The organism is Lentzea sp. NPDC092896 (assembly GCF_044754905.1).
Taxonomy (GTDB): Bacteria; Actinomycetota; Actinomycetes; order Mycobacteriales; family Pseudonocardiaceae; genus Lentzea.
The window spans coordinates 1342207-1356999 of the sequence record NZ_JBIVPX010000001.1 but is presented as its reverse complement, the minus strand read 5'-3'; the positions used below and the strand labels follow the sequence as shown (position 1 = coordinate 1356999).

12 protein-coding genes are annotated in these 14793 nt (G+C 70.2%); 6 read left to right on the top strand and 6 right to left on the bottom strand.

The genetic code is table 11. From position 1 onward, the window contains the following. The 3 genes from ACIQF0_RS06020 to ACIQF0_RS06010 form a co-directional block, all read right to left on the bottom strand. Positions 1-2745, bottom strand: coding sequence for a BTAD domain-containing putative transcriptional regulator (locus tag ACIQF0_RS06020; protein WP_401024978.1), 2745 nt, complete (start codon positions 2743-2745; stop codon positions 1-3). Positions 2746-2814: 69 nt separating this feature from the next. Next, positions 2815-3369: an RICIN domain-containing protein gene (locus tag ACIQF0_RS06015; RefSeq protein ID WP_401024976.1), complete on the bottom strand. Its 555-nt coding sequence runs from the start codon at positions 3367-3369 to the stop codon at positions 2815-2817. 97 nt (positions 3370-3466) lie between these two features. Next, a complete protein-coding gene (locus ACIQF0_RS06010; protein WP_401024973.1) occupies positions 3467-3781 on the bottom strand; it encodes a winged helix-turn-helix transcriptional regulator in 315 nt (104 codons plus the stop codon). Positions 3782-3844: 63 nt separating this feature from the next. Here ACIQF0_RS06010 and ACIQF0_RS06005 point away from each other — a divergent pair, with 63 nt between their 5' ends. The 4 genes from ACIQF0_RS06005 to ACIQF0_RS05990 all read left to right on the top strand — a co-directional run bounded on the left by ACIQF0_RS06005 (position 3845) and on the right by ACIQF0_RS05990 (position 6623). Continuing rightward, positions 3845-4318, top strand: coding sequence for a group II truncated hemoglobin (locus tag ACIQF0_RS06005; protein ID WP_401024971.1), 474 nt, complete (start codon positions 3845-3847; stop codon positions 4316-4318). A 106-nt stretch (positions 4319-4424) separates the two neighbouring features. Further along, complete coding sequence (locus tag ACIQF0_RS06000; RefSeq protein ID WP_401024968.1) at positions 4425-5045, top strand: dihydrofolate reductase family protein; 621 nt, start codon at positions 4425-4427, stop codon at positions 5043-5045. Positions 5046-5073: 28 nt separating this feature from the next. Then, positions 5074-5397, top strand: a complete 324-nt coding sequence (locus tag ACIQF0_RS05995; RefSeq protein ID WP_401024965.1) for a YciI family protein — start codon at positions 5074-5076, stop codon at positions 5395-5397. Beyond that, complete coding sequence (locus ACIQF0_RS05990) at positions 5394-6623, top strand: RNA polymerase sigma factor (protein WP_401024962.1); 1230 nt, start codon at positions 5394-5396, stop codon at positions 6621-6623. The genes ACIQF0_RS05995 and ACIQF0_RS05990 overlap by 4 nt, the downstream gene beginning before the upstream one ends. Here the strand turns inward: ACIQF0_RS05990 and ACIQF0_RS05985 are convergent. Both ACIQF0_RS05985 and ACIQF0_RS05980 read right to left on the bottom strand, forming a co-directional pair. Further along, positions 6616-9195, bottom strand: a complete 2580-nt coding sequence (locus ACIQF0_RS05985) for an ATP-binding protein (protein ID WP_401024960.1) — start codon at positions 9193-9195, stop codon at positions 6616-6618. The genes ACIQF0_RS05990 and ACIQF0_RS05985 overlap by 8 nt on opposite strands. A gap of 172 nt (positions 9196-9367) precedes the next feature. After that, positions 9368-9664: a YiaA/YiaB family inner membrane protein gene (locus ACIQF0_RS05980; protein ID WP_360033393.1), complete on the bottom strand. Its 297-nt coding sequence runs from the start codon at positions 9662-9664 to the stop codon at positions 9368-9370. Positions 9665-10003: 339 nt separating this feature from the next. On the opposite strand from ACIQF0_RS05980, the gene ACIQF0_RS05975 reads away from it, so the two are divergent. Together ACIQF0_RS05975 and ACIQF0_RS05970 are read left to right on the top strand one after the other, a co-directional pair. Next, positions 10004-11476, top strand: coding sequence for a sigma-70 family RNA polymerase sigma factor (locus ACIQF0_RS05975; protein ID WP_401024957.1), 1473 nt, complete (start codon positions 10004-10006; stop codon positions 11474-11476). 53 nt (positions 11477-11529) lie between these two features. Next, a complete protein-coding gene (locus ACIQF0_RS05970; protein WP_401024955.1) occupies positions 11530-12003 on the top strand; it encodes a hypothetical protein in 474 nt (157 codons plus the stop codon). On the opposite strand, the gene ACIQF0_RS05965 is transcribed toward ACIQF0_RS05970, so the two are convergent. Further along, positions 11989-14661: a BTAD domain-containing putative transcriptional regulator gene (locus ACIQF0_RS05965; RefSeq protein ID WP_401024953.1), complete on the bottom strand. Its 2673-nt coding sequence runs from the start codon at positions 14659-14661 to the stop codon at positions 11989-11991. The genes ACIQF0_RS05970 and ACIQF0_RS05965 overlap by 15 nt on opposite strands. Between the last annotated feature and the right edge of the window lie 132 nt (positions 14662-14793).

The window sequence follows — 14793 nt, the reverse complement described above, 5'->3', positions numbered from 1 at the left end:
TCAGCCGCGCGCCAGCAACTGCCGGATGCGGCCGGCGTCCTCGGCTCGATGTTGTGCCTCGCACAGGTCGAGGGCCTGCCGCCACGCCGCCGCGGCCCTGTCGTGGTGACCGAGCGCGTGATGGGTGTGGCCGACGCGTTCCAGCGTCGCGACCTCGTGGTGGTCGTACCCGAGGTCGTGGAGCAGGCCCAGCGCCAGCTCGTAGAGGTCGAGCGCCTCGGCGTGGTGGCCGGTGTGGTGGGCGATGTAGCCGAGACTGTCCACTGTGGTCGCTTCCAGCTCGCGTTCGCCGTGCCGGCGAGCCATGACCAGTGCGGCCTCGCAGTGGGCGCGGGCCTGGTCGTAGAGCCCCAGCCGGGCCTGGTGCCAGCCCACCTGGGTGTACCCCCAGGCCTCCCAGACCGTCATGCCGAGGTCCTGGAACAGGCGCAGCGCGGGGGTCGCGTGTTCCAGCGCTCGCCGGTCGTCGTCCAGGTCCTCCCAGATGGAGGCGATGAGGTGGTGGGCGTGGGCCTGGCCGGGGAGGTCGCCCGCCTGCTCGCTGATCCGGAGCGCGTCGCCGAGGTGCCGCAGGGCTTCTGACTGCCGGCCCAGTCCGCTGCACGCGTCGCCGAGGTGTCTTCTGGCTTGAGCCTGGGCCGCCCTGTCGCCGGTGTGGTCCGCGGCGGCCACGCCGGCCCGCCACACGACGACGGCGTCGTGGTAGTCGCCCCGTCTTCGGAAGTACGTGTTCAAGGTCCAGCCCACGTGCCACACCTGGTCGTGCAGGCCTTGCCCGGCGGCGAGCTCCTGCACCGCCAGGAGGTTCGGGAACTCGGCGGTCAGCCACTCGGTCGCCGCCGTCTCGTTCTCGAACCCGATCGGGACGCATCCCGGTGCGGGCACCCCGATCGCGAGTGGTTCGCCGAGCGGATCCAGCACCCGCTCGGCGGCGAACGCGGTGTGCACGTAGAAGTCGACCACTCTTCGCAGCGCGGCGGGGTCGTGGTGGGCGCGTTCGCCCGCGTACAACCGGACGAGGTCGTGCATCCGGTAGCGGCCGGGGGCGTGCTGACCGACCAGGTTCGCCTGCTCCAGTTGCCGCAGACAGGCACGGACTCGGGCGACGGGCAACGCGGTGAGGCTCGCTGCGGCGGGCAGGCCGATGTCCGTGCCGGGAGCGAGACCGAGGGCGCCGAACACGGTGGCCGTCTCGACGGGCAAAGCGTTGCAGGACCAGGAGAACACGGCTCGGAGACTCACCAGGTCCTCACCGGCGTCCAGGGCGTCCAGCAGGTCGTTCTGCTCGCGCAGTTCGTCCGCCAGCACGGACAACGGGAAGCCGGGATGCGTGCCGGCACGGGCGGCCACGATGCTGATCGCCAGCGGCAGGCCCGCGCAGCAGGCCAGGAGTTCCGCTGCCACAACGGGTTCGGCGGCGAGCCGGTCCTCGCCCAGGTGCGTGGCCAGCAGCCGGTGTGCTTCCTCGTCGCTCAGCCGGTCCAGGTTCAGCGCACGCGCGCCGTGCGCGGCGACGAGACCGGTGAGCTGACGGCGACTGGTGACCAGGACGCAGGCCGGGCCGCCGGGCAGCAGCGGCACCACCTGGGCGGTGTCGGCCGCGTTGTCCAGGAATATCAGCATCTTCCTGCCCGCGACCAGGCTGCGGTACAGCCCGGCCTGCGCGTCCGCGTCGACGGGAACGGCGGACGGGGCGACACCAAGGGCGTCGAGGAAGCCGCGAACCGCGGTCGCCGCGGACATCGGCTGCCCGCCGGGGTCGAAGCCGCGAAGGTTGACGTACAGCTGGCCGTCGGGGAACCGGTCGAGGTGCTGGTGCGCCCACTGCGCCGCCAGCCAGGTCTTGCCCATGCCGCCCAGCCCACCGATGGCCGAGATCACCACGGCGTCGTCGTCGCCGAGCGCGGTGTCGAGGTCGGCCAGTTCGCTGCTGCGGCCGGTGAACTGGCGCGGCCGGGCCGGAAGCTGGTGCGGCACAACGGTTGTGTGCGGCCGGACGAGTGCCGTCAGTGCGGGGTCGGTGGCGAGGATCCGTTCGTGCAACTGCCGCAACGGCGGGCTGGGATCGGTGCCGAGTTCCTCCGCCAACCGCTTGCGCACCTCCTGGTAGTGCTCCAGGGCGTCGGCGGGGCGACCGCAGTTGTACAGCGCGAGCATGAGCTGGCCGGCCAGGCGTTCGTCCAACGGGTTGCCGGCCGCCCATGACGACAGGTCGGGCAGCAGTGCCGCGTGCAGACCGAGGCGGAGCTGGATGTCGACGAGCTCGAGCCGAACGGCGTGCCGGTGCCCGATCAGCGTGGCGCGCAGGGAGTCGAGCCAGGCGGTGTCCAGCCCCGCGAACGGTTCTCCTCCCCACAACCTCAGCGCCTCCTCGAGCAGAGCGGCGGACCTGCCGTCCTCGCCCGCGGCACGACCGTCCTCGACGAGACGACGAAACCGGTGCAGGTCAACGTTGTCAGGATCCACGGTGAGCTGGTAGCCGGTCGATCGGCGGGTGATCGTCACGCCCGCGGGCGTCAACACACCGCGCAGCATGGTCATGCTGTGCTGAACGGCCGCACGCGGTTTGCGGGGCAGAGGCCGATCGCTCCAGACCCGGTCCACCAACTGGTCGACCGACACGACCTGGTTCGCCTCGACCAGAAGTACTGCCAGCACAGCACGAAGCTGCGCGTAGCCGATCGCGATCGGACTACCGTGCACCCGCGCCTCGACGTCACCGAGCAGCCGGAACCGCACAGTCATCCGGCGTGCCCTCCCCGAGCCCCCAGCACCATGTTCCATGCATACCGGGGAATCGGGGAGGAAGTCACGTCACGGCCAGATCTGCCACCACTGATCGTTGTAGCCGAGGATGCAGTTGTAGCTCACGGCGTTCCCACCGTTCTGCCCCTGGTTCGACGGAACGGCGAGGCAACGGCCGCTCTTGTAGTTGCGCAGCCGGTAGTGCACGTTGTCCGGCATCAGCTCGGGCAACCACCACTGGTCGTAGTAGCCGTCGACGCAGTCGTACTGCACGACCTTCGCGCCGTTGCTGGGGTTGGCCGCCGCGACGCAACGGCCGGTGTTCTGGTTGCGGAGCCGGTAGTACCCCGGCGCGGCCGCGATGGGTTCGAAGAGCCAGTACTGGTCGGTGAACGACGAGTAGCAGTCGTAGTGGATCAGCGGCTTGCCGTTGCGGTTGTCCGCCGAGTTCACCGCGAGGCACTTGTGGTGGTAGTTGTTGATCAGGTTCTGGTACGTGCCCGGATTGATGCCCTGCACCGCCGGTTGTTGCTGCTCCACCGCAACCGCCGCGGCCGGCGTCAGGAACAACGCCGCGGCCGCGGTCATCGCGAGCGCCAACGCCTTCCGTAACCCGATTCTCATCCGTCCTCCAAGAGGCAAGGGCTGTGTGACGGGCACAGCCTTGCCACCGGTGCACGGGCAGTTCGTTGGCAGCGCGTGAGCGCGCTGGTCAGGCGCGCTACTGCCCGATGACCACGCCGGTGCGGGCGGCGCGCAGCACGCCCCAGTCGTAGAGCGCCTGAAGCGCCGGTCCCAGCGACCGGCCCTCCTCGGTGAGCGAGTACTCGACGTGCGGAGGCCGCTCTACCCGTGCCACCAGGCCCGCCTCCTGCAGCTCGCGGAGCCGTTGCACGAACATCTTCTCGCTGATGCCGGGCACCTTGCGGCGCAGCTCGCCGTAGTGGTGCGGGCCTTCCTTGAGGTGGGCGAGGACGACCGCGCGCCACTTGCCGCCGATGACGTCGAGGGCGAGCTCGACCGGACAGTGGTACATGGGCGCTCCTCACCAAAAGGTGCGTACTTGCCGGGCTTTTCGCCTGGTGCTGGAGTGGGCTTCGTGATCAACGACCAGTCAACACCTTCTCTGTACACCTGGGCCGGTGGCTCAGCGGCGCTGTTGAAGCTGACCGAGGCGTTCTACCGGCGCGTCGCCGAGGACGCGGTGCTCGCGCCCGTGTTCGCCGGTATGGACCCCGGTCACGCCCGTTACGTGGCGTTGTGGCTCGGTGAGGTGTTCGGCGGGCCCGCCGCCTACACCGCCGAGCGCGGCGGCTACGAGTTCATGCTGGCCAAGCACCTCGGGCGGGCCATCACCGAGGAACAGCGCCGGCGCTGGCTGAACCTCATCGTCGACGCGGCCGACGAGGTCGGGTTGCCGGACGACCCCGAGTTCCGTGCCGCGTTCGTGTCCTACCTGGAGTGGGGCACGCGGCTGGCGGTGCAGAACTCGGCGCCGGACGCCAAGCCCTTCCACGGGGCGCCAGTGCCGAAGTGGGGCTGGGGCGAGGCGCCGCCGTACGTCGAGAAATGACTTCTTCGAAAAAAGTTCTGGAGAGGTTGTCGGATCGGGGTCGAGGCGTTCGTAGCTGAGGTGAGGCCGCGATAGAGAGCGGCACCGAAGCGAAGGAACCGCGATCATGAAGCTCACGACCATGTCCCAGATCACGCTCGACGGAGTGGTGCAGGGCAACGGCGGCGCGTCGGAGGAGGACCGCAGGAACGGGTTCGAGCGCGGCGGCTGGGCCCGCGGCAAGGGTGACGACGGGACCAGGGCGTTCATCAACGAGACCTACCAGCGCGCCGACGCGTTCCTGTTCGGCCGGCGCACCTACGACCTGTTCGCCGGCTCGTGGGGGTCGCTGACCGAGGCGGACGTCCCCGGCTCGGAGCCCGTCCTGCGGGCGTTGAACGCGCGGCCCAAGTACGTGGCGTCGACGACGCTCGCCGATCCGGCGTGGTCGGGCACCACCGTGCTGTCCGGTGACCTCGCGGCCGCCGTCGCGGACCTGAAGGCCAAGCCCGGCGGCGAGCTGCAGGTGCACGGCAGTGGCACGCTGATCAGGTGGCTGCTGGCGAACGACCTGGTGGACGAGATGACGCTGATCGTGGTGCCGGTGGTGCTCGGGCAGGGCTTGCGGCTGTTCCCGGAGAACGGCCCTGACCTCGCGCTCGACCTGACCGAGTCGCGAGTGGACTCGAACGGCGTCGCGACCCAGGTCTACCGGACCGCCGGGCGTCCTTCGTACTGGCCGAACTGAAGCAGCCCGACAGGAGAGGATCTAACCCATGCGGTATCTGGTTTCCGTGATCGACGACAAGAGCAATCCGGGCAGCACGGACCGGGGGCCCGCCATCAGCGCGTTCAACGAACGGCTGGTCGCCGACGGCCACTGGGTGTTCGCGGGCGGGCTCGCGGACACCGACTCGGCCACGGTCGTCGACAACCGGGGCGCGGAGGCGCTGTTCAGCGACGGGCCGTTCGTCGAGTCGAAGGAGTACCTCGCCGGCGTCTGGGTGTGGGAGGCCCCCGATCTGGACGTGGCGCTCAAGCTCGCCACCGAGGCGTCGAGGGTCTGCGATCGCAAGATCGAGGTGCGGCCATTTCAGTGAACGACGCCGCAGCGGCGGTCACCCGTGCCCACCGCGAGGAGTGGGCACGGGTGGTCGCCGCCCTGACCAGGCGCTTCGGTGACCTCGACATCGCGGAGGAGGCGGCGGCCGAGGCGTTCGCGATCGCCGTCGAGCGCTGGCCCGCCGACGGTGTTCCGCCCAACCCCGGCGCCTGGCTGACCACCACCGCCACCCGCAGGGCCATCGACCGGATCCGCCGGGAGAGCAAGCGCGACGACAAGCACGAGGAGGCTCGGATGATCCACGACGACACCCCGCACGAGCCTCTCGGCGCCATCGGCGACGACCGGCTCCGGCTGATCTTCACCTGCTGCCACCCCGCGCTGGCGGCCGAGGCGCGCGTGGCGTTGACGCTGCGCATGGTCGGCGGGCTGACCGTTCCCGAGATCGCCCGCGCTCTTCTGGTGGCCGAAAGTGCTGTGGGGCAAAGGATCACCCGCGCGAAGGCCAAGATCAAGGCCGCGCGCATCCCGTACCGCGTGCCGTCCGCCGACGATCTCCCTGCCCGCGTGTCCGGGGTGCTGACCGTGCTGTTCCTCGTGTTCAACGAGGGTTACCTGGCCACTGGTCCCGGCACCGATCCCCTGCGGCACGACCTGACCGCCGAGGCGATCCGGCTCACCCGCCTGATCCGCGCGCTGCTGCCGGACGACGGCGAGGTGGCGGGGCTGCTCGCGTTGATGCTGCTCACGGAGGCACGCCGGGCGGCCCGCGTCTCCCCCGGCGGCGAACTGGTCGCCCTCACCGAGCAGGACCGCGGCGCCTGGGACACCGCGTTGATCGCCGAAGGCCACCGGCTGGTGCGAGAACGCCTGGCCGCCGGGGTGGCGCCTGGTCGCTACCAGATCCTCGCCGCGATCAACGCCGTGCACACCTCCGCCCGCGACATGCGCGACACCGACTGGTCGCAGATCCTCGCTCTGTACGACCAGCTCGTCCGCGTCGATCCCTCGCCCGTCGTCGCCCTCAACCGGGCCATCGCGGTCGCCGAACTGGACGGCCCTGAGGTGGCGCTGGCGGCCGTCGACCGCCTGGAGGACCGGCTGGCCGGCTATCACGCCTTCCACGTCACCCGCGCGGACCTGTTGCGCCGCCTGGGCCGCAGCCAGGATTCGCGCGCCGCCTACGACAAGGCCATCGAGCTGGCGGGAAACACCGCGGAGGTCGCTTACCTGGCCCGGCGCCGCGACCAGCTGCTCACCTGATGCGATTCAGGAGGTCCGCGACTCGTTGCGCACCAAGGCGATAGCCGGACGTCGCGTGCAACGCCGCCGCCTCCTCGGCGCGGCGCCGCGCGTCCGTCCGACCTTGAGCGAGGTCCGCTTCGGCGAGCACGCGCAGGCTCTCCCCCTCGATCAGCCGATGCCCGGTGCCCCGGCTGACCTCCAGCGCCTCTTGTGCCAACGCGCGGGCGGAGTCGTGCTCCTCGTGCCGCAGGTGCAGTGCTGCCAACGAGATAAGGGCGTCGCACCGGCCACGTTGGTGGGACGAGGCGAGGGCCAGGTCCAGCGCGGTGCGCAGTTCGGTCCGGGCGGCGTCGTCGTAGCCGAGCAGGAGGTGGGTGCTGCCGAGCACGTGCCACGCGCTGATCTGGGTGCGCCGCATGCCCAGGCGCGTCGCGATCTCCAGCGCCTCCCGTGCCGTGTCCAGGGCGAGGTCGTACTTCTCCAGGTCGCGGTAGGCGCCCGAGAGGTTCGCGAGGTTGCCTGCTTCCTCCGCCGGTTCGGCGAACTCGCGGCACAACGCCAGGCCGGCCTCGTAGTGCTCGATCGCTCGTTCCAGCCGCCCGAGCGCCTGGCAGGAACGGCCCGCGTGCGTCTCACCGAGCAGCACGCCGAAGCGGATCCCGTTGTCGCGCGAGACCTCGATGGCCTCGGTGTGCAGCGCGTAGGCCTGGTCCAGTTCGCCGAGCTCCCAGTACGCGTCGCCGAGGACCAGCGAGCCGACGGTCGGCCGGCCGTCCTGCCGCCAGAGTTCACGCGCCCGCTGGTAGTAGGTGGCGCAGTCGCGCGGGCGCCCCATCGAGATCGACGTCCGGCCCAGCGCGCAGAGCACGACGCGGTAGAACTCCTTGTGCCCCAGCTCTTCGGCGGCGATGAGGGCTTTGCCCAGGAACGTCAGCGACTGCTCGTAGTCGCAGCCGCACCAGTACGCGTCGCCGATGATCCGCAACGCGTGCGCCTCGGCGAGCAGGTCGCCGCTGCGTCGGGCGGCCTCCAGGACCGCCGTGCCGGTGTCGAGCCAGACCGCCTCCATGCGGTGGCGTTCGAACTGCGAGTGCAGTGCGATCAGCAACTGCACCGCGAGCCGGGTGTGGCCTTCCTTCGCGGCGGCGTGCGTGGTGGCGACGAGGTTCTCGGTCTCCACGTCGATCCACGTGTTCGCGATGATGTCGTCGATGAACGTGGTGTGGCGGTAGTCCTCGGCCAGCACGTGCCGGTACGTGCGCGGATCGACCCGTTCGCCGGCGTTGAGCAACGTCAGCGCGAAGTGGCCCCACAGGCGTTCGGCCGCGGCTTCTCGTTCGGTGTCAGCGAGTTGGGCCGCGTGCAGGCGCAGCAGGTCGTGGAACGTGTACCGGCCGGGCCGGTGCTCGTCGACCAGGTGCGCGGCGGTGAGCAGGTGCAGGCAGCGCTCGGTCTCCGCCGAGTCGAGCGCGGTCAGCGCCGCGATGGCGTCCGCGGTCAGGTCCCGGCCCGGCATGTGGCCCATCAGCCGGAACACCCGGCGTGCGGCAGGTTCGAGCGCCTCGTAGGACAGGTCGAACGCGGCGCCGACCGCGGTGTCGGGGTCGCCGGGCGCCGCCAGCGAGGCGAGCCGGTCGCCGGAGCGCAACGCGGCCACGTATCCGCCGATCGTCCGGCCGCTGAGCAGGTGGGCGGCGGCGATGCGCAACGCCAGGGGTAACCCCGCGCACAACCCCACCAGGTCGGTGACGGCGCCGGGCTCGGCCGCGACCCGCTGCTCCCCCAGCACGTGGACGAGCAGGTCCCGCGCCGCGTCCGGGTCCAGTTGCTCCAGCTGGATCCGCCGGGCGCCGTCGCGCGCGACCAGGCCGTCCAGGCGGTACCGGCTGGTGACGAGGACGAGGCAGCCCGGCGAGCCCGGCAGCAGCGGCCGGACCTGGCGGGCGTCGACCGCGTCGTCCAGGACGACCAGCACGCGCCGATCCGCCAGCAACGTCCGGTAGGTGGCGGCGGCGGTCTCGGCGTCGGCGGGGACCTTGGCGCGTTCCAGCCCGAGGCCGACGAGCAGGTGGGTCAGCGCTTCGAGCGGCGTCACCGGGGCGCCGCCGCCGTGCCCGCGCAGGTTCAGGAACAGCTGCCCGTCCGGGAACCGCGACCGGGCGCGATGAGCCCAGTGAACGGCCAGTGTCGTCTTGCCGATGCCCGCCATGCCGGCGATCGCGGACACCACCACGGCGTTCGACTCGTGCGCGAGCAACGCGTCCATGGTGAGCAGAACGCCCTCACGACCCGTGAAGCCCTGCACGCTCGCGGGCAACTGCGCGGCCACCACCGGACCGGACGGCTCGAGATCGGCCCGGGGCGTGGACGGGCGCGACGCTGCGGTGACCAGGCCCGACTGCTGCTCCGAGCTCAGTCGCAACGCTCTGGCCAGCCGCGTGACGGTCTCGCGGTGGGGGTACCGGCGAGCCCCGCGTTCGAGCGCGCCGATGGCCTGAGCACTGATTCCGGCCTGCTCGGCGAGCGCTTCCTGAGTCAGCGCCGCGGCCAGCCGGTGGTGGCGCAGCAACGCGCCGAAAGACCCGTCCACACAGCCCTCCCCTACACCGACTGTATCGGTGGGTTGTGCGGGTTGTCGCTGTTGCCACCGCCGTTCGGGCTAAAGAATGAGGTCAGTTCAGGTGGCCGGTACGGGTTCGGGGGGACCGGTCACCTTCGCAGAGGGCCGGTTGCCGCGACGGGGGCGGCAACCGGTCTTCGTTTCACGGCACGTCGAGCTTGAAGGGGTCGTGCTCGGTCAGCAGCTTGTCGAGCCGGGCTTTGTCCACTCTGCTGGTGATGTAGGTGTCCTCCTGCCGATCCCTGAGCACCTTGGCCAGGGTGAACGCCGAGGTGACCGTGTAGAGCATCGCGATTCCCAGGAACGCGCGGACCCATCCGTCGACGGGCAGGAACACGACTCCGATGCCGACTGCGGTCAGCGAGAGCCCGAACGAGAGGACCGCCTGCACGTAGAAGGCAGCGGTCGTCGGGGTGTGCGAGGGCGCGGAAGACGTCATGATCCGAGATTCCTGCGTCACACCCGGACTGTCATGAGTACGGCTACTCAAGTCGAGATCATCCGCATGGACGTGCGCGCATTTGCCCTAACGAAAGCTGCTCCTTTTGCGAATGGTCAGGGAAATGGACATCCGCTACCGATTAGTTTCGCGAACAAAGCGGTGAGCCCTCACAGCGAAGTTGCCGCCGCTAGGGCCTTCTGACCTGTGTTCACCGAGCCCGCCCAGGTCCGGAACCTCTTTTATTGCATCAGTTTCGTATGCGTGGATTGTTCGTGTTGAGACATCTCGATAGGGTCCGCGTATCAGCACAGGGCATCACGTTAAGGGCGGCTTTCTTTGATCGGGCAGCGTGGACGACCGCCGTCGGATGCCGACCTCATCGATGCAGTCAGAGATGGCCAGGTCGAGGAGTACGGCAAGCTCTACGAACGTCACGTGCGCTCGGCGAACATCCTTGCGATGCAACTGTCCTCGTCGTCCTCGGACGCCGATGACCTTGTGGCGGAAGCGTTCGCGAAGGTTCTCGCCGCGCTGCGCGGCGGTGGCGGTCCCGGCGCCTCGTTCCGGCCGTACCTGCTGACGGCCGTGCGGCACGCGGCGTATGACCGCACCCGCAAGGAAAAGCGGGTCGAACTGGCCGGTGACATCGAAGAGGTTCCCGGCGCCACCAAGGCGACCAGCGTGCCGTTCCGCGACAAGGCGGTCGAGGATCTCGACCAGGCCATGGCGGCGACGGCGTTCGCGACGCTGCCCGAGCGGTGGCAGACAGTCCTGTGGCACACGGCGATCGAGGGTCAGTCGCCCGGCGAGATCGCGCCGTTGCTCGGCTTGACCGCGAACGGCGTGTCCGCGATGGCGTTCCGTGCGCGCGAAGGTCTGCGCAAGGCGTTCCTGCAGGCGCACGTCAACCAGGAGCCCGCGGAGAAATGCCGCTCCACGGTGACGAAGCTCGGTGCGTGGACCCGCGGTGGGCTCAAGGGCCGCGACGCCGTCCATCTCGACGAGCACATGGACACCTGCGCGGAATGCCGCAAGCTCGCGCGAGAGCTGTCCGACGTCAACGGCGCGTTGCGCGGACTGGTCGCCCCGATCGTGCTCGGCACGGGCACCACCGGTTACCTCGCCGCCGCCGCGACCGCGACCAAGGGCGCCGTGGTCACCCTGAGCGCCTCCACGTGGCTGGGCGTCGCCGCCTCGGCCGCGGCGGTCGTCGTGGTCACCGCCAGCGGCGTCGTCACCTCCGACAGCCCCTCCACCACGATCGGCGCCGCCCCGGCGACCAGCACGAGCGCCTCGGCGGAATCCGGGCAGACCTCACAGCCCGGCACCACGCAGAGCGCCGGCAGCACGCCGACGAAGGGCACCGTCGCCGGTTCGGCTCCGGGCACCGTCACGACCGAGGCCGAGGAACCCGAGGAGCCGGAGGGCGAGAAGACGGTCTCCCCCGCGTCGGCCAACCTGTCGGCGACCACGCCCGGCACCATCGCCATGACCACCGAGGGCCCGCCGAACGAGATGAACATCAGCATCACCAACAACGGCTCGTCCCCCACGACGTTGCCAACGTTGACGTTGACCATGCCTGACAAGATCAAGACGGTCGGAGCGGGCAAGATGTCGGCGGGATTCGTCGGGTGCCCGGCCGGCAAGGGCACTGTGACGTGCGAGGGCGGGGAGCCACTGGCCCCCGGCCAGACGCTGACGTTCCGGGCCAGGCTGCAGGCAGGCCCGAAAGCCGGGGACGGGGTCATCACCGGCGTGGCGGGGCAGGTCCAGGTGAGCATCACCATCACGATCGCCCAGTCCTAGAGCTGAGTCCACTTCGGACAGCGCGATCGGCGTGAGCACCGCACCATGAACGGGTGGAGGAGCTCACGGCGGCGTTGCAGGAGCTGGAAGCGCCGTTCCGCACGCTCGTCGACGACTCGCAGTGGGCGCACGCGAGCGTCGAGGGGCTGGTGCTCGACGTCGGCGGGTGGTGGTCCGCCGACGACCGGACGCGCCTGCAGCCCCAGGTGACGTTCAGCGACGCCTTCAGCGAGGCGGGCCGCCACCACGGCGGGGTGTACGTCGAGGGATACCTCTGGGTGGACGGCCAGGCGGTCGCGGCCGCGTGGTGCGGGCTCGGGACCGAGGTCGTCTACGGACCGCGCGCGGAGGCCTATCTGGGGGTGGCGCTGTCTCCGCACTTCTGCCGCCGGATCCAGCAGCGCAACGGCACAGCCGCGGTGCTCATGAGCAAGCATCCGAGGCTGTTGCCGTTGCTGCGGGACGGGTTGCCGCGCGGCGCGGTGCTGCCCGGCGGGAGGCCGGGCCCGCGCTCAGTCGGTGCCTAGCGCGGCGAACCTCTCGTCCGCCTCCCTCTGGTGCCGGGCCGCCTCGGCGGGATCCGTGACCGCACGAGCGAGGTGCTTGTGCGCGTTCGCGGCCTCACGCCGGTCGTCGATCCGTTCCGCCAGTTCCAACGCCTCACGCAACGGCGCCAAGGCGTCAGCGGGACGTCCGGCTGCCGTCAGCACTTCGCCGAGGTAGTTGAGGACCACGGTTTCCGTTGTGACGTCACCGATCGCGCGCACGGCCGCCAACGCCGACTCCAACGCCTCCAGCGCTTCGGAGTGCCGGCCCATGGCGTGCAGGATCATGCCCAGCGCGCTCTGGGTGTCGGCCTCGTCGCGGCGGCTGCCCATCTCGCGCATCAACGCGAGCGCGGACGTGCACGCCTGCAACGCCTCGTCGTAACGGCCGAGCGCGCTGTAGATGTTGCTGACGTTGCTCATCGCCTGCGACTCGAGGTGCCGGTCGCCGAGCTGCCGCGCCACCGTGATGGCCTGTTCGAGCAGGTCAGCGGCATCGGCGTGCCGGCCGAGGGACCGGTAGACCAGCGACTGGTTGTTCAGCGTGCCCGCCACGCCCTGCAGGTCGCCCAGCTCGCGGAGCATCTCGATCGCGCGCTCGTTGTAGTGAATGGCCCGCGGGTACTGCGCGGTCTGCCAGAACACCATCGCGTAGTTCTTGGTCGTGATCGCGAGGGCTACCGGCTCGTCCTTCGCCGCCTCCAACGCCAGTTCGTTGATCGTGGCCCAGTCACGCGTGTGGCCGCGCACCATGCAGAAGAACGTCAACGCGCGCGCGAGCTGCCATGTGTGCGTGCGCCAGTCACCGTCGAGTGACAACGCCACGGCGGCGACGAGCGTCTGGCGTTCGGTCTCCAGCCACTCGACGGCGTGGTCGTAGTCGCGCAGCACGAGCCGCGACTCCGGCCGGTAGGTGATGTCGACCTCGTACTTGCGCGCGGCGGGCGACATCAGCCTCGTGGCCTGGTTCGCCGTGTCCAGGAAGTGATCGAGCAGCCTGGTCAGCGGCTCGCGGGTGGCGTGCACTTTGGACTGTGCGTACTGCCGGAGCAGGTCGTGCATCCGGTACCGGCCGAGCGTGGTCGCCTCCAGGAGGTGCACGTCGACGAGATCTTCGAGCATCCCGTCGCACTCCAGCAGGTCGAGCTCGCCCAGCGCGGCGGCCTGGTCGACGTCGAAGTCCGTGCCGTGGTGCAGGCCCAGCAGGCAGAAGAGCCGCTGGTGACCGGTGGGGAGCTGGCCGAACGACAACGCGAAGACCGCGTCCAGCTCGGATAATCGTCCCTCGCGCAGCCGCGTCGCGAGGTGGGCGGTGTTCCAGGTCGGACGGCTGCGGAGCCGTCCGGCGGCCAGTCGCACGGCCAGTGGCAGCCTGCCGCACAGCTCGACGACCTCGCGGGCCGCCGGGTCGGTGCCGCGTTCGTCGCCGACGATCGTGGCGAACAGCTGGAGCGCCTCCGCCTCGGACAGCACGTCCAGCGTGAGCGTCGACGTGCCTTCCAGCTCGACCAGCCGCGCCCGTGACGTGACCAGCACCAACGAGCCCGGCACGCCCGGCAGCAGCGGCCGCACCTGCTCGGCGCTCACCGCGTTGTCGAGCACGACGAGCAACCTGCGCTTCGACAGTTCGCCGCGCCACATCGCGGCCCGTTCGTCGAGGCCGACCGGGATCTCGTCCAGGCCGAGCGCGCGCAACAGCACGTCGAGCGCGTCTGTCGGTTCCACGGGCGCACGGCCCGCGGTGTGCGCGTGCAGGTCGATGAACAGCTGACCGTCCGGATACTCCAGACGGTGCGCCAGGTGCACGGCGAGCGTCGTCTTGCCGACGCCCGGCATGCCGTCGATCGCGGAGATCACGACGGCGGACTTGCCGGTGACGGCCCTGGTCAGTCGCTCCATCTCGGACTCGCGGCCGGTGAAGTCGGCGACATCGCGCGGCAATGTGTTCAGGGCGGGCCGCGGCTCGTCCCCGCGCAGCAGCCGCGCGTGCAGTTCCCGCAGGTCGTGGCCGGGATCGACGCCCAGTTCGGCGGCGAGCAGCACCCGTACGTCCTCGAACGCCTGCAACGCCTCGGCAGGCCGGTTGGCCCGCTGCAGCGCGTGCATGAGCTGCAACCAGAGCTGTTCCCTGAGCGGGAACTGCTTGGTCAGCCGCCGCAGTTCGGCGATCAGCCGCTCGCCCTGCCCCAGCTCGATCGACAGCCGCGCGTGCTGCTCGGCGACCGTGAGCCGCCGTTCCTGCAACAGCGTGAGCTCGGCTTCGAGCCGGGGCCCCACGGTGAGGCCGTCCAGCGACGGGCCGCGCCACAACGCGAGTGCCTGTTCGTACTCGGAGACCGCCGTCCGGTGCTCCCCCTGCTTCAACGCCTCGTCGCCCGCCGCGCACAACCGCTCGAAGACGGCGACGTCGACCTCTCCGTCCGGCACCTTGAGCCGGTATCCGCCGGGAACGGTGACGAGGTCGTCCAGCACGAGCTTGCGCAGGGCGGCGACATAGGTTCGGATGTTCGATTCAGGAGCCGCGGGTGGAGATTCCCACACCGCTTCGCTCAGATGTTCAAAACTGACCGTCTCGTTGGCGTGCAGTGCCAACGCTGCCAGCAGTGCCCGTTGCCGGGGCCCGCCCAGCCGCAGTTCCACGCCCCCACGCCAAATCTGCAGCGGCCCAAGAAGCCGATACCGCACTAGCCCTCCTCGGTGGGCATGCTGCCAGAACTCGGCGGTGCTGTGCGGAATTTGTGCGGACGATCTTGGAAACTTGGCCCACGCCGC

Coding starts and splice junctions, on each gene's coding strand:
- ACIQF0_RS06020 (WP_401024978.1), bottom strand. CDS start 2,745: ATGACTGTGCGGTTCCGGCTGCTCGGTGACGTCGAGGCGCGGGTGCAC.
- ACIQF0_RS06015 (WP_401024976.1), bottom strand. CDS start 3,369: ATGAGAATCGGGTTACGGAAGGCGTTGGCGCTCGCGATGACCGCGGCC.
- ACIQF0_RS06010 (WP_401024973.1), bottom strand. CDS start 3,781: ATGTACCACTGTCCGGTCGAGCTCGCCCTCGACGTCATCGGCGGCAAG.
- ACIQF0_RS06000 (WP_401024968.1), top strand. CDS start 4,425: ATGAAGCTCACGACCATGTCCCAGATCACGCTCGACGGAGTGGTGCAG.
- ACIQF0_RS05995 (WP_401024965.1), top strand. CDS start 5,074: ATGCGGTATCTGGTTTCCGTGATCGACGACAAGAGCAATCCGGGCAGC.
- ACIQF0_RS05980 (WP_360033393.1), bottom strand. CDS start 9,664: ATGACGTCTTCCGCGCCCTCGCACACCCCGACGACCGCTGCCTTCTAC.